This window comes from Bacillus sp. FF-1 (assembly GCF_028548245.1).
Lineage (GTDB): Bacteria > Bacillota > Bacilli > Bacillales > Bacillaceae_G > Bacillus_A > Bacillus_A paranthracis.
Genome location: NZ_JAQQGG010000006.1, coordinates 175716 through 196538 on the forward strand (window position 1 = coordinate 175716; position 20823 = coordinate 196538).

Here is a 20823-nt window from a genome sequence, read left to right on the forward strand (position 1 = left end):
TTTTAATCACAAACTCTTCTCTATAATCTGATTATTATTATATCCATTGACGTATAAAAATTCATTTGTTACTCTTAAATACGTTAATTTAATATTTAAATCCTCATTCGTATCTCGGTGAGGTAGAGGTTGCAATCATTAAGAGTATCATTTCCGGAGATGTAGTGGCATTGATGAAGGAATGAGAAAGGAATGGTTGCCGAAGTAAGCCCGTGTCCACCATGCACGCTTGCTGGGTCTGCTACTTAATAAGTGCAGAACTGTCACAAACGTTTCGTTTGTGGAGAGCTATCGAGAGGTATGTCGTGGGTTTCTTATAAGATAGAAAGCATGTAGCGGCAAATTACGTGCTTTTTTTGTTTTGTTTGGGACTTCTCTTCCTGACTCAGGAAGACATACATATCTCCTCGCTTGACTTGGTTATACTAACTTTGGAGGTATTTTCTATGCAACAAAAAAAATGGGGCTTTTGGGTACTCACAGCTTTCGTTGTCGGTAATATGGTTGGCGCTGGTATTTTCATGGTGCCAAGTACGTTGGCACAAACAGCAAGCCCTCTCGGTGTCACTTTAGCTTGGTTAACAACAGGGTTTGGTGTTTTAATGCTAGCTCTTGTTTTCGGTAATTTAGCAATTCGTCGTCCTGATTTAACGACAGGGCCACAAAGTCATGCATATGCTTTATTCTCAACACCAAAAAAGAAAAAAATGGCTGGTTTCAGTATGGTATGGGGATATTGGGTTGCAAACTGGGCAAGTAACGTTGCCATCATTACATCATTTGCGGGATATTTATCACTCTTCTTCCCAATTATGAAAGATACACGACTACTATTTTCAATCGGTTCTTTTAATGTAGAAGTCGGAAAACTAATTACATTTACGATTTGTTCCATCTTACTTTGGGGAACTCATATTATATTAACAAACGGTGTAAGCGGAGCTGGAAAGCTAAACTTCTTAGCAACAACAACGAAAGTAACTGGATTCCTATTATTCATCGTCGTTACATTATTTGCATTCGAAGCTTCTAAGTTTGGACAATGGTACACACCGATGATCGATAAATCAGGTGTATCACACGGCCTTCTTTCACAAGTAAACTTAGCTGCTCTTACGACGCTTTGGGCATTTATCGGAATTGAATCAGCGGTTCTTTTATCAAACCGTGCTGTTTCTCCAAAAACGGTAAAACGCGCAACAGTTGCAGGATTACTTATTACAGTTGCGATTTACTTAGGAATTACAATTTTAACAATGGGTGTACTTCACATTGATAAATTACAAGCTTCTGAACGTCCATTAGCAGATGCACTAAACGCTGCAATGGGTCATGGCGGCGGGAAACTGATGGCATTACTTGCTCTTACTTCCCTATTCGGTTCCATCTTAGGCTGGATTTTATTAAGCTCAGAAGTACCATATCAAGCAGCAAAAGAAGGTTTCTTCCCTTCCTTCTTCACAAAAACAAACAAAAAAGGAAGTCCAATTTATTCATTACGATTAACAAACATTATGTCGCAAGTGTTCTTATTCTCAACATTATCAGGAACAATTGCGGAAGCTTATACATTCGTTATTACTGTATCGACACTGGCCTACCTCATTCCATATCTCGTTTCACCAATCTTCCAGTTAAAACTAGTCGCAACTGGTGAAACGTATAAAAATGAAATGCGGGCAAGAATTACAGATGGCATAGTCGCAGTGATTGCACTTTGCTACGCACTGTGGGTTATTAAAACAGGCGCAGCCGATATAAAAACATTCCTTCTCGGAATTGGTTTATTCGTAATCGGCTTTGCTTTCTATCCTTTAATGAATCGTGATCAGAAAAAAAATAACGAAAAGAAAGACGGGCAAGTTGCATAACGCAATTTGCTCGTTTTTTCTTTTCCAAAACATATATAATAGAACAAAGAGGTGAAAAACATGTCAATCGAATCACTATGGAGCAGCCGTTTCCAACAACATATGCAAAATATCATTACATACTTTGCACGTATGATTAACGGTTTACTATATAGCTTTATCTTTATTTCATGCGTTGGCGCATACTACTATGCTCAGTTTCTAAAAGCATCTCCTTCTAAAGGAATATCTTTACTACTCATCACGATTGTACTTACATTCATTATAACGAGATGCCCTATTCGTACATTTATTCAAAAACCTGACGCTGTCTATTTACTAGCACTAGAAGAGAAATTAACTTCTTATTTCAAAAAATCTCTTCTATACAATTACATCATTCAGCTTTTCCCATTATTATTTACGTTCCTTATTCTCGTTCCGCTTGCACTGCAATCATTACAATTAACGATACCTTTCTTATGTACAACCTTTATCATTTTAATGGTTACGAAAGCTTGGAACATATACATACATTGGATGTGGCGTGATTGTCACGAAAAAAATATATGGCTGATTATTCGTATTGCTTGTAACGCCCTAGTCATTTATATACTGTTTTATGCGGCAAATGTTCTCATATTGGGCGGATTACTTTTACTACTTGCTTTCCTGCTTCTATATACGAAAAAACAGCCTACAAAACGAATACCGTGGGATTACATAATCGAGCAAGAAGAAAAAATGAACGTTCGTTTCTATCAATTTGCTAGCATCTTCACTGATGTTCCGCAACTAAATAAGCAAGTAAATAAAAGAAAATGGCTTACAACTTGGATTGAACCTTTATTACATAAAAAACGAGCAACTTTCTTCTATTTACATACACTCGCATTTTTACGCGGGAATGATTATTTCGGTATATATATTCGCTTAGGGTTGATCGGTGCCTTCGCCTTATATTTTATACCAAACATATACGTAAAAGGCGCTATCGCATATATCGTCCTATATATGATTTCTATGCAGCTCCGTTCCCTATGGAAATATTTTTCGGGAAATATTATTGTAGCATTATATCCAATTGATACTGAAAAACGAATGAATCAATTTCTTCACTTAATCTTTATATTGCTAAGCATTCAGCTCATTATATTTTCAATTGTTATACTCATTGCTACAGGTCAATTTTTACATAGCCTTATCATTATGATTGTCGGGTTACTCTGGATCAAATTTATTATTGTACCAAAAACGAAACAACGCATTTCTTCGTTTTAACGAAAAGAATTATCTTAAATGCCAAGGAGAAAATAAAGTATCTCCTTGGCTTTTTTATTTTCCCTTCTCAAACAAGAATCACTGGTACAACCAACGTTTTATGATTTTTACATACAAAAACGATAATACATGTTTACATCCTAACAAAAAGGGTATCTATTAATTAACAGCGTAAAGGAGGGGCCTATATTGTGAATAAAAAAACGGAACAATTGGAACACCACGTTACGGATAATCAACGCAAACATGCTTTAACAACAAACCAAGGAGTAAAAATAGCCGAGGATGAATTCTCTTTAAAGATGGGCTTAAGAGGCCCAACCTTAATGGAGGATTTCCACTTTCGAGAGAAAATGACCCATTTTGATCACGAGCGAATTCCTGAAAGAATTGTTCATGCACGCGGAGTTGGCGCTCATGGTTATTTTCAGCTTTATGAATCGTTAGAGGCATATACGAAAGCAGATTTTCTTACTAACCCTTCAAAAAAGACACCTGTATTTGTACGGTTCTCGACCGTTCAAGGCTCTAAAGGATCCAATGACACAGTAAGAGATGTACGCGGATTCGCCACAAAATTTTATACAGATGAAGGTAACTATGATTTAGTAGGTAATAATATGCCTGTATTCTTTATCCAAGATGCTATTAAATTCCCTGATTTTGTCCATGCAGTTAAACCAGAACCACATAATGATATTCCTCAGGGAGCTAGCGCTCATGATACATTTTGGGATTTTGTTGCGCATAATCCCGAGTCTACTCATATGGTTATGTGGCAGATGAGCGACCGTGCTATTCCGCGTAGTTTACGAATGATGGAAGGTTTTGGGGTTCATACATTTCGACTTATTAATAAAGAAGGAAAAGCCCACTTCGTAAAATTTCATTGGAAACCTACCCTCGGGGTTCATTCATTAGTATGGGATGAAGCTCAAAGGATTGCTGGGAAAAACCCTGATTTCCATCGTCAAGATTTATATGAAGCAATTGAAAAGGGCGATTATCCAGAATGGGAGCTTGGATTGCAGCTAATTCCAGAAGAAGATGAGCATGCATTTGATTTTGATATTTTAGATCCAACGAAATTATGGCCAGAAGAAGAAGTTCCTGTAAAACTAGTTGGTAAAATGACATTGAACAAAAATGTTGATAACTTCTTTGCAGAAACGGAGCAGGTAGCTTTCCACCCTGGCCATGTCGTACCAGGTATTGATTTTTCAAATGATCCTCTTCTGCAAGGAAGATTGTTCTCCTATACAGATACACAATTATCTCGTTTAGGAGGCCCTAATTTTCACCAAATTCCTATTAACCAGCCCGTATGTCCTTTTCATAATAATCAACGTGATGGCATGCATCAAATGCAAATTCATCGCGGTCAAACAAGCTATCACCCTAATGGCTTAAATAATAATCAACCAGCAACCGTGCAAGCTGAACAGGGCGGATATGAGCATTATCAAGAAAAGATTGATGGACATAAAATTAGGGGGCGCAGTAAAAGCTTTCTTAACTTTTATTCGCAAGCTAAACTTTTCTACAATAGTATGAACCCTATTGAAAAGCAGCACATAAAAGATGCATTTTGCTTTGAAGTTGGGAAGTGCAAATCAGACATGGTGAAGGCAAATGTAATTGCTCTTTTAAACCACGTCGATCGCCAATTAGCAAAGGAAGTCGCTAACATGATTGGAGCCCCTTTGCCTAAAGAAAATCACGAAATAAATTCGGATGCAAAATCACCTGCACTAAGCATGTCCAACACTATTTTTAAAGCTGATTCCAAAAATGTGGCAATTCTATTGAATGGTGACCCAAGCGTCTCCCTTCTGTCCGAATGGATTCAAGCTTTTGTACAACACCGAATGAACTATAGCATCATAGATAATAAAATTCATCAGTTCAATGATTCCATTAAAGTAACGGATACTTATACAACAGCAGACTCTGCACTTTTTGATGCGGTATTAGTGTTTAGTAGCGAATCTGTCATTCAACCCCCTGTTTTAGAATTTGCAGAAACTACTTTTAAACACTTTAAACCGATAGCCTATGTCCTTAGCGATCCTCATGCTTTAGACAATAGTAAAATCAAATTAGATGGAGCAGGAATTTACAACTTAACAAACACTTCAATTGAGTCATTTATAGAAGGCATTGCCCAAGGACGATTCTGGAACCGATAATATAATATAAGGAGCGGATTAGAATGAGTAAAAAAATTGCTATTTTAATAACGGATTATTTCGAGGACACAGAATACACAGAGCCAGCAGAAGCTTTTAAACAAAAGGGATATGAATTAACAACTATTGAAGCAGAAAAAGGGAAAACGGTACACGGTAAGCAAGGAAAAAGTGAAGTTGTAATTGATAAAGGTATCGATGATGTTTCTCCAGAAAACTTTGACGCACTCTTCATACCGGGTGGATTTTCCCCAGATATACTTCGTGCAGATGAGCGTTTCGTTCGCTTTAGTAAAGCATTTATGGATGCGGAAAAACCTGTTTTCGCTATTTGTCACGGACCTCAGCTACTCATCACTGCACAAACACTTGAAGGACGTGATGTCACTGGATATAAATCTATTGAAGTCGATTTAAAAAACGCCGGTGGAAATTTCCACAACAAAGAAGTTGTCGTATGCCAAAATCAGCTAGTAACAAGTAGACAACCTGAGGACATCCCGGCGTTTATTGAAGAATCGTTGCGTATATTGGAATAGTTATTAAAGATTAATCAAAGTAGCTATTTAGCTACTTTGATTAATCTTTTTATTTGTATGAAAAACAAAAAAGAACCTTATTTTAATGATCTTTTCATACACCCTCTTTTCTCTCCCTGGAACTTCTAATCACTTTTCATAAGCAGTTCTCATATAGTGAAAATGACTATACAATTCCTATCCATAAGTTAAATAATGATTTTACACATATATAAATACAAAAGATGGGAGCCTTATTTATGAATAACAATCCACCTTCAACGCCCCCAAATCCAGCGGAAACGAATAATAATGAAGTGAGCTTACAAACGTTACGCGTCATCGGACTTATTGTACTGATTAGTGGCTACATATTAGTCACTCTTTCTGAAGTAGGAACGTTAAAAAATCTTTTACTACAACCGAGCACCACTCCAAATTTAGCTGAAGTTGATCCGTTTTAAAAGCCATATGAAAAGCGATTTCTAGCATCGCTTTTCATATCGTTTTATCCAATCTGAGAAACCTCCCCCTCATACTTCTCTCTCCCAATCGCCTTCATAAATAATAAAATACTGCTCATACCAACGATAAAGTACAGAGCACTCATGCCCCAAGATGCGATAAATGAACCTAGCATAACACCCAATGCCCCGTTCATTTTTGCCACTTGAAAGACCATTCCGTTAATCGCCATATATGAACCTCTCGCCTCATTTGGCACCATATCTGCCATAATAGATTGACGTACTGGCACATACATCATCTCGCCTACCGTTTGGAAAAGCCCTGCAATTAATAAAATCCATAAACTATTGCTCGTTCCGAGTATTGTAAAACCAATCGTATAAATGAATAAGCCTACATATAAAATTTTCAAATCGTTGAAGCTTTTCAGCATTTTAATAAGAAGTGCTGAACATAATACAACTAAAATTGTATTCTCTGCAGAAATCCAGCTCAGCATGCGAATACCTGTTAAATCAAACGTAACACCATTCCCGAATAAAAAGTGCACCGTTTCAAATTCCTTCTGCAAACGTACTCCTAAATAATTATTAATTTGAAACTCTAACGATAATGTACATATACTTGCTGCACAAAAAATTAAAAACGCTCTATCTTTCATTACGACTTTATAACTATCCGCCATATCTTTTAATACATTTTTCTTCTCCACCGTTTTCCGTGCTACATACACTTCTTCCATATATACAGCCATCACATATAAAGTAATAACCGCAATCACTGTTAATCCGATAAACAATTGCAATCTATAGTTCTCAAATAGTAATCCGCCAAATATCGCTCCAATCGCAATGGATAAATTAATTGCCCAGTAGTTAATGCTGTACATCACTTTTCGATTCTCAGGTGTACTCACATCAATTAACATCGCCTCTGTCGCAGGATTCATAAGTCCAGATCCTAAACTATTCACTAGCATAAAGATAAATGTTAACCAAGGTGAATCTACATAATCGGAATTTGCAATCCCCATACAAGCAATGGAAATGACTTGTATACTTTGACCGATAATCATAACCTTTTTACGACCAAGCCGATCTCCAACATACCCACCGTACAAACCAATTACTAATGAAGCTATGACATTAATAAGTAGTAACGCACCAGCAATCGCGCTACCTAACTTTATTGAAAAATAAATCGCCATAAATGGAAAAATCATCGTGGATACAGTACGTGTTAAAAACGAAGTTATAATTCTAATTTTTATATTTCGATGCATACTCCAAAATCCCATTGTTTCCCCCTCCTTATGCTTACTTATTTTACTTTGAAAAAAAGGAAGAAAAAGGTTAGAATATTCTAAAGAGTTTCCCCTTTTATAATAGAAGGAAGTGTATATATGAAAATTATGGACTATTACATTAGACTAAGACTACATGCACAAGATCAACAGCATATGCGAAATAGCTTACAAGAATTAGCGGATGTTTTATATTGCAGTACGAAAAACGTAAAGATTTTATTAAAGAAAATGAGCGAGGAGCAATTAATTAGCTGGACTCCAGGGCGAGGTCGCGGGAATAAAACGGAAATTCTATTTATACATAATTTCGTAGAAGCGATTGAGTCCTATACAGATGAACTGTTAGCGCAAGAAAAATTAAAAGATATCTTTCTTCTTTTAAAAGAACCCCTACCCCTTGCACTTCAAAAAAAGATAGAAAATAAACTACATCATCATTTTGGATACGAACCTTCAAATGATATGTACGACATACTAAAAATTCCTATATCGAGAAAGATAGTCCCATTAGATCCGGCTTTTGTGGCTGTAACTACAGAAAGCCATCTTACAAGTCAAATTTTTGATACGTTAGTCGTTTATAACGATGTTACGGAAAAAATGGAGCCACACATTGCGCATACGTGGGAATTAAGTGAAGACGGGCTGACGTGGACTTTTTATTTACGAAAGGATGTATATTTTCATAACGAAACAGTTTTAACTTCTAAAGATGTACAATTTTCATTTGAAAGACTAAAAGAAGTTCATTCCCCTTTCGAATGGTTAACAGAAGAAATTGTTCAAATTGAAACACCATCACCACTGCAAATACGGTTCCATTTAGCAAAGCCCAACCTTTTCTTCTTACACTATGTAAGTTCCATACAACTAGCAATTTTGCCGCGTGATGCAGTTATTCAAAATCATCATTATATAGGTACTGGACCTTTCAAACTTGCTCATTACTCTGAAGACAATATCGTGCTCGAAGCGTTCACTCATTATTTTAAAGAGCGCGCTTTATTAGATCGTATTGAATTTTGGGGTATTCCGGATCATGTACAAATCGATGCTGATTATGAACTACCAAATGAAGAAGAAAATGAAAGGCATAATATACAAATAGAAGAAATAGGTTGTATTTATGCTGGATTCAACTTTACAAAACCTGGTCCTCATCACGACATTTACTTTCGAAAGGCTTGGAGAGAACTATATGATGTTGAAACGATACTTCGTAGCATAGAGGGTAGACGAACAATTGCTGCATCAAGCTTTTTCCCTGAAAGAAGTCGCCAAGCTTCTAAAAGGTCTTACTCTTTAGAAAAAGCGAAAGAGTATTTAAAAAAGAGCACCTATAATGGAGAGACGATACATATTTACTTCTTCGCATTTAAAGATAGTGCAAATGATGCATATTTCTTAAAAGAACGATGTGAAAGTTTAGGTATACAAGTAGAGCTTCACCCATTTCTCGTTTTAGATTATATGAACCGTTCTATCGATCAACATGCCGATATTATTTTCATGGGAGAAGTGTTTGCTGCCGATCATGAACTTGCATTCTTAAATGTATTTAAAAATAAAAGTTGCTTCGTAAACCGGTTCATGGACCCGCACTATGAAAAACAAATTAACTGTTTACTTGATACATTTTTATTAGAAGAAAATAAAGAAAAGCGCTACGAGCTCATGTATGAGATCGAAGAATTTTTACAAACAGAACACATCATTTTATTTAACTATCACGTTTTAAAAAGAAAGACATACCCTTCTTCTTTAAAAAACGTAACAATTGATTCATTCGGTTGGGCAAATTTTGCGAAGTTATGGATACAGCCATCCATGTCTTAAAATGTAATTCATTATAAAAGGAGAAGGTACTACATCCTTAGTAGTACCTTCTTCACATACAAATACAAACTATTATTTAATTACTTCATCTAAGTGATCCTTCAAGTTCAATAAATATTGCTCAATATCCGGATTCTTCACCACATCATAACAAGCAAAACTCTTTAACGGACTCATCCCAAGAAACTTCTGCACGCGGTGTAAATGACTAAGCGTTGATTCTAGACTTTCCCCTTCAAAGAACTTCGTCTTATCTCCAAATGAATTTTCAGGTGCATTCCAAGTTGTAGAGAACATATACTCTTTCTCTGTTAATAAACCACCTGTTCCGTATTCATCTGCACCTTTAAAGAACAAACCGTATTCATATACTTCATCCATATACGTTTTAAATAATCCTGGAACACTAAACCAATAAATCGGTGTTTGATAAATCACAACATCAGCCCATAAAAATTTATCTTGTTCTTCCTTTATATTGTATCCATCTTGAATCGTTGTTGTTTTTACTTGATGGTTCTCGCTTAATACCGCCACCATATGATCCACTAACGTTTTATTTAATCGTCCTTCCTTTGTACCGTATTTTTCATGTCCATTTATAATAAATATTTTTTTCATCGTTTTCCTCTCCCCTACTCTATTCCTCGCTTATTAACCCAAGTTGCTGTTTCAACGTAAGATTATCTTCTAAATGCCAGTCTTCCGTAATCTTTCCGTCTTTCACATGCAAAATATCTATTGCAGAAAAGCTAATATTTTTACCGTTATGCGTTCCTGTAAAAGAAAGACGAGCTGTTACTTTATCACCGACGACTAATAAATCTTCAATCTCGCAATGTATATTAGGAACGACTTTACGAAAATTTTGTGCTGCAAACTTTAACCCTTCAACACCTTGTGGTCGCCCTTTTGGCAACGTATTATCGAAAAAATCTTTTGTAACAGTCTGCGAAAGAAGCTCCTCTTTACCTGTATCCCAAAATGCATAAAAACGCTGCGCTGCATGAACCATTTCGGTCGCTTCCATTTTACTTAGTGAAGGATCGATTGTCATTTTTTTTGCCTTTGGCATTTCTTTTAATAACTGTACTTCAGTTTTTCCCTCCACGCCACATGCTACAAGCACAATACAAATAACAAACAAACTAAGAAATCCAAACAACTTTTTTACCCCCATGAAAATCACCTCCCCCTCATAAAAAACTTTATATTTCGTATTGCTATTGTATATACACTAACTTCCTTTATGGAAGTAGTGATATTTTTTTCATATAGTTACCAAAAGTATAGTTTTGTGATACTATAAAGCAAATTCATCAAAAAAATTTTATGGAGGCTAGTTCCATGAACAATATAGATCCAGTTGAATTAACGAAAGGTTTACCTGGCATACCTTGTCCTATCGCTAAAACGCTTGATGTAATTCGTACGAAATGGACGTTTTTAATCATTCGCGACCTTCTTATCGAAGGAACATTACGCTTTAGTGATTTACAAAAATCAATGGACGGGATTAGCCCGAAAACATTATCGCTTCGACTAAAAGAATTAGAGTCTCAAGGCATTATAACGAGAAAAGTATATCCAGAAGTTCCGCCTCGTGTAGAGTACACATTAACGGATAAAGGAAAGCAATTAGAGGGGATATTTATTGAATTAAAACGGTTTGGATTAAGCTTATAAACCAAAAAACCTTACCATCGTTAAACAGGCTATAATTAGAAGTAATTATAGCCTCATTGAAACGTAAGATTAAGAAGTTAGCAGAAGAGAAGAAACAATTACGTGAGCAATTGAAGATTGCTTATGCAGATATATACAAAAAGAATTTAGAATATGAGGGGGAACTTTGTCCACCTTTATTCTGTCAATAAGTAGCGTATAAATTTATATTTTATTAGTTTATCTTCACACTATTAAACGTCTCCATATGTGTGCATCAGCTTAAAAATTTTATAATGCCCCCACAAGATAAAATCTATATTTTTTCTTGTGAGGGTATACACGCAAAGCAACTAAATCTTTGGCTTGTTATTTACTAGTTCGTTGCACAAACCCTACATTTCTAGCAGGATCTCGTAAAATATTAGAGGATAAAAGAATTGAATTTCTTGAGTAAATAGTTAAGAGTTCTCTATATTTTTAATTATTTCTTTTCCAATCTCTTTTAAAAGACATTTCAATTACATTCTAATATTCTCGACTACTTTTACAATTTTTTAATCTTCTCAAGTTATTTTATCTAAAATATGATTAATGTGCGCCACTTAATTTAACTAAAATTTTTGCTTGCGCTTTATCATGAATTAACGCTTCAAAACCTTGTTCAGCAATATTATCTATATCAACTTTACTTGTAATAATGGATTGTGCAGGTAATCTTCCATTAGCGAGTAATTGAATGACCTCATTATAAGTTTCATTACTGTATCCCACAGATCCCATTAATTTTACGCCACTAAAGAGTAAGGAAGCAGGAGCATTAAATTGGATATCTTGAGTATGGAAGCTAATAACCATCATTGTGCCACGAACTTTAGTTGATTGAATGGCTTGATTAAATGTTGACTCAACACCCGCAGCTTCAATTGTTACATCTGCTCCATCTGGGAATAATTTACGAATTTCTTCTACAGGGTTTACTTCTTTAGCATTAAAGACATGCGTCGCACCCACTTCGGTTGCTTTGGCAAGCCGACTATCAAATAAATCAACAACAATAATATTAGAAGCACCTGCAGCTTTTGCACCTAAAACAGCAAATAGCCCAATAGGACCGGCGCCATAAACAACAACAGTATCTCCTTCTCCTACATTTGAATCCTTAATTGATTGGAATGATACAGCTGCTGGTTCTACCATTGCTGCTACTTCTAGTGGTAAAGTATCTGGAATTTTAAAAATCGTTTTTTGTGGAAGTATCACGTATTCAGCAAACCCTCCGTCGATTTGTGCACCTACTGCGTCTAAAGTGATAAAACGTTCAGTTTCAGCATTTGAAGGATCTTTAAGCATCATTGGATAAATACATACTCTGTCCCCTTCTTTAAATTTTGTTACATGAGCACCAACCTCTGCAATTTCACCAGAAAATTCATGTCCGATTATCATATTCTTATTCATTGGTACTGAATCTGGATGCAAGTATGCATGTAAATCAGAACCACAAATACCAGCCCATGCCACTTTAACTTTTACATCATTGGGTTGTAACTCTTTTGTTTCTCTTTCCTCGATACGAATATCTTTTTCACCATACCACACTGCGGCTTTCATAAAAAATCCTCCCTCAAATAATTGGAATATTATATATAATTTTCATTTAATATTAGATCGTAATTCGTTTTTTAAAGCATAACGGTAATTCTTTTGCTCTTTAACCTTACTCATGCCTCCTTTGCTATGTTCAATAATCTATCATAGGTTTTTAAGGAAGACGATGAGCAAAAAATAATATACGTCTCGAATTGAGACATTTGTTTTAATTTGGTTCATTTATCAATAAGTTCTTAGAAATCTGAATCAAATCTTCTTTTGTATAGGAATATTCATTGCTTAACCATTTTTTTATAATCTCAAAAAAGCCACTACAGTAAAAATCACACAGTACCATTGGATAATCTGAGTTTTGGATTTTTTTCGAAAGCGGATCATTATATTCCATTGAGTTTTCATATAAATTTTCTGCACCAAATCGAATCAATTTTTCGTATAACTCAAGGCTATTATTTTTACTAGTAATATTAAAAAACAATGCACGATTAACATCTATGTATTCAATTATTTCCTCAAACAATGTATGTTCTAAATCCAATCCTTCTTTTGTTTGTTCAAAAAGATTGATTGCGATGGAATTTGATACATCGCTAAATAATTCATATTTATCCTCATAATGACGGTAAAATGTGCTTCTATGAATCATTGCTTTTTCACAAATATGATTGATTGTGATGGATGAAAATGTTTTTTCTTTTAATAAATCCATAAACGCATCTTTTATTATGTTTTGTGTGCGTAAACGTGTGAAATTACTCAATTTTAGTATCCTCCTATATTGAATCTAAGTACTGCATGAATTTGTAATTGTTTTCCTAATCCTTATCTCCTTTTAGTATGCCTAAATTAATGATAATCTGGCATTTCCCCACGAATATAATCCTTTTATGAAACTGAGATGGATCATATAAATTTGGCTCTGGCGCGAATATACCAGAGCCAAAATATTTAATTTAGTTCACTTTTTACAGGGAAAGAATGTAATCCATATATAGAACTACTATTTGAGATAGGAACAGGAAGATCCTGGTCAATAAATGAAAATGATTTATATCTTTTTATTAATTCCGTTAATACAATTTTCGCTTCTAATCTAGCTAGAGGAGCACCTAAACAAAAATGGATGCCATGTCCAAATGTAAGATGAGGATTACGTCTACGATATATGTTAAAACTATCGGCATCTTTGAATTGATGCGAGTCACGGTTAGCTGATCCAACCCAAGCTGAAATGATTTGGTCTACTTGTAAAGTTTGTCCTTTTAATTGAATCTCTTTTTTTACTCTGCGTACAATTCTTTGAACTGGTGAACGATACCGCAATACTTCTTCAATTGCTTTCGGAACAAGAGATACATCCTGTTGTAATTGATCATAAACATTTGGATGTTCTATGAAGCAATATAAAGCGTTTCCAAGTAAATTGGTTGTTGTTTCATTTCCCGCTACTAAAAGTAGTTTACAAAACGGTACTATTTCTTTTCCTGAAATATTTTTGTCCGCTTCACTTTGAACTAATAAAGAAATAATGTTATTTGAATCTTTTTTGGATTTCCCTCGATTGGATTGTATAATTTCTTCAAAAAACTCTCCTAATTCATTTTCTGCTTGTAAACGTGTATTAAAAAATTCCTCCAAATAATCCGAATCATCATGACTCGGTGAACTTACGATAATATCAGACCATCTCTTAAACCTTTCCATATCCTTAGCAGAAACACCTAACATTTCAGCAATTACTATAACTGGTAACGGATAAAATAACTCTCTAACAATATCAAAAGTTTCACGATTAGATAATTGATTGAGTATATCGTTTGTGATTTGCTGGATTCTAGGTTCCCATTCCCTTAATGCTTTAGGAGTGAAAGACCGATTTACAATAGACCGAATTTGCGTATGCTTTGGCGGATCCATCCCAAGAATACTTTGTGGAAATGGAGACTTTTTCTTCTCAGGCATAATACTAGAAAAGTACTCTTTATCCTCTAAGACAGTTTTTACATCTTCGTACAAAAAAACATTCCACATGTCTGCCTGATGATTAAAACAAATAGGCTCCTTTTCTCGCATCTCTTTATACCATGCAAATGGTTTATACGGATCTTCTAAAGCCTTTTTTCCCATCAACTTATTTGTAGGAATCATAACAACTGATTGATAAGGTGTTTTCATATACAACAATCTCCTCTCAAAAAAATTTCATTACATCGAATAACATTCACCGAATATCATTCGGTGTAATGAGGATTATACAACAAGAACCAAAATATTCAAACTACTTTTTCGGTTTTAAAATATCCGTTAATATATAAATAAGGGGGAATAGACATTGCACAAAAAAACTCTGACAAATAGAAAACAACAAGCTTTACTAACACAGAACAATATATTTCATGTGTTTTTAAATTTAATGAAAGAAAAGAAATTTGAAAATATAACAATTGAAGATATATGTAAAAAAGCAAATGTATCAGTAGGAACTTTTTATCATTATTTCACTTCCAAAGAGGATATTTATAAAAAATTATTTCAACAAATTGAAGAAAATCTACATGTTGAATTAGAAAATATAGATCAACATACAACAATGCAAACAACTATTTTAACTTTCTTCCAATGCATAGCTGAATATACAACTAAATTAGAGTTACATATAAATCTTCTTAACGATTTCAACAAAAGGTCATTTATATATGAGCCTTCACTCATTTACGAAGCTCTAAATGGCTTTGTTTACAAAGGACAACTTGAAAAAGAATTAACAAATGATATGAGTGTAGAAGAAATAACAACGTATCTTTTTACAATTGCTAGAGGACTTATATTAGATTGGTGTCTTTTAGATGGAAAATACTCACTAGAACAGAGAATGAATACTTATATGAATTTAGCATTGAAATCTTTAAAGCCTTAAATTTTAATCAAGCCCTACGCTTTGTTGCTTCATTTTGTACATTTCATTCAGTTTTATTTTTTCTAGGTGTTACGCAGCTGGAATAAAAGAAAAAGCATGCCCCTTCTTTATACTGCGAGAAGGGCATGCTTTTTCTTTTTTTACAATACAACTTATAAATCCCACATCAATCCATTTCAAGATAGTTAATTTCCCTTTTCCTATCCCCTCGGAAAAGGAGAATAACAGTCAAAATACATATGAAAAATCAAGAAAATGAATATTTCATACAGGCTAGTTTTAGCACTGTGTATACTTTATATCGTTAAAAATCCATTAAAAAATGAACCACTTTGAGATATATGTCGCATTTTGAAACACATAAACATTTTTGATTATCGTTTTCCTCTAATGCCTATGATAAATTGCTATACATAGCTAGCTTACAATTATATTTCTAAAAATAATATTTCACCTTTCATAAAAAATAAAAAGGAGTTTTTAAAATGAAGAACCGAGTAAACCCAGCATTATTACCAGGCTTAGAAATGTATCCAGATCAAGATTTACGCCCAGAGTGTTTGCCAGTAATGAGAGAAGAAGCATCAAAAGTCTTCCCTCCTACCATTGTTGATGAAACTCTTTCTGTAACAAATGAAGTCATTGAGGGACCTGATGCAAATCCATTACGATTAAAAATTTATCGTCCAAAATCAAATAATGAATCCTTACCTGCTCTGTTGTGGATACATGGTGGCGGATATATCTTGGGATCTATAAATGATAACGATGATCTTGCTGTAAAAATTGCAAAAGAGGCTAACTGTATGGTCGTTTCTGTAGATTACCGTTTAGCTCCTGAACATCCTTATCCAGCTCCAATTGAAGATTGTTATGCAGCATTAAAATGGATTGCTGATAACGCGGAGACATTGAACATTGATTCGAATCGAATTGGTGTTGCAGGAGTGAGCGCTGGTGGCGGACTAACAGCTGCATTAACATTATTAGCCCGTGATCGCCAATATCCTTCTATTTGTTTCCAAATGCCGCTTTATCCAATGATTGATGATCGTAATAACACACCTTCTGCCAATGAAATTAAAGAAGGGTTTGTTTGGAATCAAAAATCAAATGAAGCTGGCTGGAAAATGTATTTAGGAGAATTACATGGAACGGATCATATTCCCGCTTATGCAGCCGCTGCTCGAGCAGAAGATTATCGTAATTTACCACGTACCTACACATGCGTTGGTCAATTGGACCCATTCCGTAGTGAAACATTAACCTATGTAACCAAACTTGCAGAAGCTGGTGTTGATGTCGAGTTCCATTTATATCCTGGAGCTTATCATGGGTTCGAAATGATGCATCCGGATACTGATATATCTATTCACGCTTGGAATGATTATGTGCGAGCAGTTAAAACTGGTTTCGCAAGAAAGTAACTAAGGTAGCGACAAAAAATTTCATAATAAAGGAGAATTTTTAATGAAGAATAGAGTTCATCCAGAATTAAGAGAAATGTTTTCTGTATTACCAGAAGTAGATAATAGTCCGGAAAATTTCCAGCAATATAGGAAATGGGCTAAAGAATCTTTTACTGCAACAGTTCTATCATCGAATGATGAAGTTACTGTATCTAATCGATTTATACCTGGGCCTGAAAGAGCGCCTGAAGTTAGAGTTCGCATTTATGAGCCAACTAAAAAAACAAAAGCTTTACCTGGGGTCCTTTGGATACACGGTGGTGGATATCAAGTGGGATCACCCGAAATGGATGACAAACTTTGTGAAAAGTTCGTATTGGAAGCCAACTGTATAGTGGTTTCGGTTGACTATCGATTAGCACCGGAAAATCCATTCCCTGCACCACTTGAGGACTGCTATGCAGCTTTACAGTGGGTTTCTAATAAGTCGGAAGATCTTGGTGTCGATTCTTCTCGAATTGCAATTGCCGGAATGAGTGCGGGAGGTGGACTAACAGCAGCCCTTGCCCTTTTAGCAAGGGATAGAAAGGGACCTTCAATCATATTCCAAATGCCACTATGCCCTATGATTGATGATCGTAATATAAAACCTTCTGCTTTTGAGATAACGGATTCAAAATTATGGAACAGAAAAGCTAATATCTCTGGCTGGAAAATGTATTTAGGTTCAGTTTACGGTGATGAGGTATCCCCATACGCTGCTCCAGCTCGTGCAACTGACCTTACAGGACTTCCACCAACTTATACAATGGTGGGTGAAATAGACTTATTCCGAGACGAGACAATTGAATATATGAATAGATTAATGCAAGCTGGAGTACCAACAGAGTTTCATGTTTATCCTGGTGGCTACCATGGATTCGAATTAATAGTGCCCAATGCTGAAATTAGCCAAAGAGCTGAGGAAGAATATATCGGTGCATTAAAGCGAGCATTACAAAAAACAGAAGTTTAAATATATATGAGGATTTTATATAGCATATAGTAAAAAATAAGAGAAAGAGTCTATGAAGAGAGCAGCTCCTCTGTCACTAGGTCTTATAGAGATAAAAAAGTACTGGCAATGCCAGTACTTTTTTATTATTATGCTCGCTGTTCAACATTGACTCTTTTAATAAAGAACGAGATTATTAATCCAACAATTACTACAATGATAGCAAAGATAAAGGTATTTTGAACACCGTTTGTAAAGGCCAGAACTTGGTTTAATGGATTTTCTTTATCAGATACTGTCTGAAGGAAGCTTCTTGAACCTGAGGAAAGAATTGAAATTCCAACAGCTGTTCCAATAGCACCAGCAACTTGTTGTAAGGTGTTCATAATCGCTGTTCCATGCGGGTATAGTTCAGGTGGCAGCTGATTTAATCCGTTTGTTTGAGCTGGCATCATAATCATTGAAATTCCAACCATAAGTGCAATGTGTAGTGCAACAATAAATCCTGTAGATGTTTCCAATGTTAAAGTTGAGAAACCATACAGTGCACATGCTACAATGACAAGTCCAGGAATAACTAGCCATTTAGGACCAAAACGGTCAAATAATCCCCCCATAACAGGCGAAAGAATTCCATTAATAATTCCTCCCGGTAGAAGCATAAGACCCGCTGCAAACGTTGATAACGCTAATGATGTTTGTAAGTATAATGGTAAAATCATCATCGTACAAAGCAGCACCATCATGCATACTAAAATTAAGAGAAGTCCAATAACGAACATTGGATATTTAAAAGCCTTAAGGTCTAACATTGGCTCATCCATCTTCATTTGACGAAGGGAAAATGCAATTAATCCAACGACTCCAATAACAAGAGAAAGAATAACGTGTGAGCTTCCCCAGCCTCCACTTTCTCCAGCGCTACTGAAACCAAATACGATACCGCCAAAACCAATTGTTGAAAGAATGATTGAGAAAATATCGATTCTTGGCTTTGTTAGTTTTGTTACGTTTTGCATGAAGAATGTACCAAATACTAATGCGATAATTAATAATGGGAGTGAAATCCAAAAAATCCAGTGCCACGTTAACGTTTTTAGAATCAACCCTGAGACGGTTGGTCCAACAGCTGGAGCAAACATAATGACAAGCCCGATAATTCCCATAGCTCTTCCACGCTTATGTGGTGGAATAATAACAAGAATGGTGTTAAACATAAGTGGTAAAAGTAAAGCTGTTCCTACTGCTTGTACAATGCGGGCAATCATTAATACGCTAAATGTTGGTGCAATAGCTCCAATTAATGTTCCGATAATGGAGAATACAAGAGATGCGATAAAAAGCTGTCTTGTTGTAAACCATTGAAGAATTAAACCTGAAATTGGCACAAGAATTCCTAATGTTAATAAGTAGCCGGTTGTCAGCCACTGTGCTGTTGTCTCTAGAATATCAAAACCTGTAATTAAATCTTTTAACGCCATATTTAAGGCTGTTTCACTAAACAAGCCGATAAATCCAGCAATAAGAAATGACGTAATAATCGGGAGAGCTCTGATGTTAGAGTTCTCTGCTGTTGTTTGTTGATTCCCCATATTAAATTGTCTTCCTCTCTCTTACCTAATTCTTTTATTTGAATTTTTGATTTTAATAACCTTTCCTTAACACCTCGTGGCACTCCCAAATCAGCTCTTCTATTCCCGTCTGGCCTTTCAGCCTACGGCGAACGATTTCTGAGGATAGATTCTGGACTTTGAGCGCTCTTGGTGCTCTTCTTTCGAAGTATGCCTGAAAGGCTGCTTCAATGTCATTATTGTTTTTGAGCTCTTCGGCGAGAACGATTGCATCCTCAATAGCCATGGCTCCTCCTTGCGCAAGAGTCGGAGCTCCGACGTGGGCGGCGTCTCCTCCAATGACGACGCGGCCTTTGTACCATGGCTCTTGCACTGCGACTTGTTCCAATTTGTTAAAAATAACAGGGTAATCTTTTGACATATGCTTTGTAATAAAATCAAGTCCCGGAAAGCCTAAGAGAATCTCTTTGACTCTATTAAACCGGGTATCTTCCTCATCCCAGTAATCGCTGGCGCAAGGCTGGAGCACAAAGACATAGCCGGCGCGTTCAGCTAATGGTACGACGCCGATTTGCGTTTCTCCGCTTATATACATCAATGACGAATCCTCAAATTTGTAATCAGGAAGCTCGAAATAAAATCGCCACGCTCCCATACCGAGATGCTCTTTTTCTATTTCCTTTTGCAGCATCATATTCCTTACAGTTGAATGAATGCCGTCAAAACCTACTAAAATATCAGCCTTTATCTTTTCTCCGTCGTCAAATATGGCAGAGACCGATTCAGCCCTTTCTTCATAAGCAACAACCTTTTTCCCCCACTTGATATCTACACCCGCTGCATCAGCATGCTTGATGAGAATATCACTTAATGTTTTTCGCGGGATATTATTGCGCCCTGGAAGTGTGTCGTCTAAAAAGGATTCACTGACTTGAAACTGCAGATTCCCCTGTGCATCAAATGTTTTCAGCCATTTTGTTTGAAAGCCATGTTCACAACACTCTTCGAATACGTCCAATTCTTTCAAGACAGCCAGTGCGTTTTGCGGCATAAGAATCCCCGCACCGGTTTTGCGATTTTCTAAAGCCGCTTCGCACAAGGTAACAGAAAATCCTACTTTACTAAGGGAAATAGACGCTGACAATCCGCCAATTCCCCCACCAGCTATCAAAATATGTTTCATATAAATAACCCCTTTTAGTTCT

Annotated in this window: 19 protein-coding genes and 1 riboswitch; of the genes, 11 read left to right on the forward strand and 8 right to left on the reverse strand. The window is 35.7% G+C overall.

The genetic code is table 11. The features are described 5' to 3' along the window. Positions 1–115: 115 nt before the first annotated feature. A riboswitch (Lysine riboswitch) is annotated at positions 116–299 on the forward strand. A gap of 147 nt (positions 300–446) precedes the next feature. The 5 genes from PQF83_RS20035 to PQF83_RS20055 all read left to right on the forward strand — a co-directional run bounded on the left by PQF83_RS20035 (position 447) and on the right by PQF83_RS20055 (position 6302). Continuing rightward, a complete protein-coding gene (locus PQF83_RS20035; protein ID WP_001186311.1) occupies positions 447–1871 on the forward strand; it encodes an amino acid permease in 1425 nt (474 codons plus the stop codon). A 60-nt stretch (positions 1872–1931) separates the two neighbouring features. After that, positions 1932–3131, forward strand: coding sequence for an ABC transporter permease (locus PQF83_RS20040; protein ID WP_000021407.1), 1200 nt, complete (start codon positions 1932–1934; stop codon positions 3129–3131). A gap of 191 nt (positions 3132–3322) precedes the next feature. Beyond that, complete coding sequence (locus PQF83_RS20045) at positions 3323–5320, forward strand: catalase (protein WP_001036524.1); 1998 nt, start codon at positions 3323–3325, stop codon at positions 5318–5320. Between the two features lie 23 nt (positions 5321–5343). Then, on the forward strand, positions 5344–5859 hold the full coding sequence (locus PQF83_RS20050) for a type 1 glutamine amidotransferase domain-containing protein (protein WP_000037520.1): 516 nt from the start codon (positions 5344–5346) through the stop codon (positions 5857–5859). Between the two features lie 239 nt (positions 5860–6098). Next, positions 6099–6302, forward strand: coding sequence for a hypothetical protein (locus PQF83_RS20055; RefSeq protein WP_001063858.1), 204 nt, complete (start codon positions 6099–6101; stop codon positions 6300–6302). Between the two features lie 44 nt (positions 6303–6346). Here the strand turns inward: PQF83_RS20055 and PQF83_RS20060 are convergent, their stop codons facing one another. Then, positions 6347–7603, reverse strand: coding sequence for an MDR family MFS transporter (locus PQF83_RS20060; RefSeq protein ID WP_000508188.1), 1257 nt, complete (start codon positions 7601–7603; stop codon positions 6347–6349). Positions 7604–7687: 84 nt separating this feature from the next. Between PQF83_RS20060 and PQF83_RS20065 the strand changes: the two genes are divergently transcribed. Beyond that, positions 7688–9448, forward strand: coding sequence for an SgrR family transcriptional regulator (locus PQF83_RS20065; protein ID WP_130777034.1), 1761 nt, complete (start codon positions 7688–7690; stop codon positions 9446–9448). Between the two features lie 72 nt (positions 9449–9520). On the opposite strand, the gene PQF83_RS20070 is transcribed toward PQF83_RS20065, so the two are convergent. Beyond that, positions 9521–10069: an NAD(P)H-dependent oxidoreductase gene (locus PQF83_RS20070; RefSeq protein ID WP_000718019.1), complete on the reverse strand. Its 549-nt coding sequence runs from the start codon at positions 10067–10069 to the stop codon at positions 9521–9523. 19 nt (positions 10070–10088) lie between these two features. Beyond that, the gene (locus PQF83_RS20075) at positions 10089–10628 is read right to left on the reverse strand and encodes an ester cyclase (protein WP_000538345.1); all 540 of its coding nucleotides are present in this window, start codon (positions 10626–10628) and stop codon (positions 10089–10091) included. A 167-nt stretch (positions 10629–10795) separates the two neighbouring features. On the opposite strand from PQF83_RS20075, the gene PQF83_RS20080 reads away from it, so the two are divergent. Then, positions 10796–11134 (forward strand): winged helix-turn-helix transcriptional regulator, encoded by a 339-nt coding sequence (locus PQF83_RS20080; RefSeq protein WP_001059468.1) that lies wholly within the window; start codon positions 10796–10798, stop codon positions 11132–11134. A gap of 56 nt (positions 11135–11190) precedes the next feature. Continuing rightward, a complete protein-coding gene (locus PQF83_RS20085; protein WP_000823294.1) occupies positions 11191–11325 on the forward strand; it encodes a hypothetical protein in 135 nt (44 codons plus the stop codon). Between the two features lie 379 nt (positions 11326–11704). Here the strand turns inward: PQF83_RS20085 and PQF83_RS20090 are convergent, their stop codons facing one another. The 3 genes from PQF83_RS20090 to PQF83_RS20100 all read right to left on the reverse strand — a co-directional run bounded on the left by PQF83_RS20090 (position 11705) and on the right by PQF83_RS20100 (position 14902). Further along, positions 11705–12727, reverse strand: a complete 1023-nt coding sequence (locus tag PQF83_RS20090) for a 2,3-butanediol dehydrogenase (RefSeq protein WP_000642451.1) — start codon at positions 12725–12727, stop codon at positions 11705–11707. Between the two features lie 205 nt (positions 12728–12932). After that, positions 12933–13487, reverse strand: a complete 555-nt coding sequence (locus PQF83_RS20095) for a TetR/AcrR family transcriptional regulator (RefSeq protein ID WP_000064551.1) — start codon at positions 13485–13487, stop codon at positions 12933–12935. A 188-nt stretch (positions 13488–13675) separates the two neighbouring features. Further along, positions 13676–14902 carry a cytochrome P450 gene (locus tag PQF83_RS20100; protein ID WP_000856908.1) on the reverse strand — a complete coding sequence of 409 codons (1227 nt, stop codon included), beginning with the start codon at positions 14900–14902 and terminating at the stop codon, positions 13676–13678. Between the two features lie 157 nt (positions 14903–15059). On the opposite strand from PQF83_RS20100, the gene PQF83_RS20105 reads away from it, so the two are divergent. From PQF83_RS20105 to PQF83_RS20115, 3 genes are all read left to right on the forward strand, one after another. Then, positions 15060–15644, forward strand: a complete 585-nt coding sequence (locus PQF83_RS20105) for a TetR/AcrR family transcriptional regulator (protein WP_000549135.1) — start codon at positions 15060–15062, stop codon at positions 15642–15644. A gap of 485 nt (positions 15645–16129) precedes the next feature. Further along, positions 16130–17071 (forward strand): alpha/beta hydrolase, encoded by a 942-nt coding sequence (locus PQF83_RS20110; protein WP_000797646.1) that lies wholly within the window; start codon positions 16130–16132, stop codon positions 17069–17071. A gap of 43 nt (positions 17072–17114) precedes the next feature. Further along, a complete protein-coding gene (locus PQF83_RS20115) occupies positions 17115–18068 on the forward strand; it encodes an alpha/beta hydrolase (protein ID WP_000797636.1) in 954 nt (317 codons plus the stop codon). Between the two features lie 128 nt (positions 18069–18196). Here the strand turns inward: PQF83_RS20115 and PQF83_RS20120 are convergent, their stop codons facing one another. Both PQF83_RS20120 and PQF83_RS20125 read right to left on the reverse strand, forming a co-directional pair. Then, positions 18197–19639 carry a DHA2 family efflux MFS transporter permease subunit gene (locus PQF83_RS20120; RefSeq protein ID WP_000528112.1) on the reverse strand — a complete coding sequence of 481 codons (1443 nt, stop codon included), beginning with the start codon at positions 19637–19639 and terminating at the stop codon, positions 18197–18199. 52 nt (positions 19640–19691) lie between these two features. Next, on the reverse strand, positions 19692–20801 hold the full coding sequence (locus PQF83_RS20125; protein WP_000680551.1) for an FAD-dependent oxidoreductase: 1110 nt from the start codon (positions 20799–20801) through the stop codon (positions 19692–19694). Positions 20802–20823 lie beyond the last annotated feature (22 nt).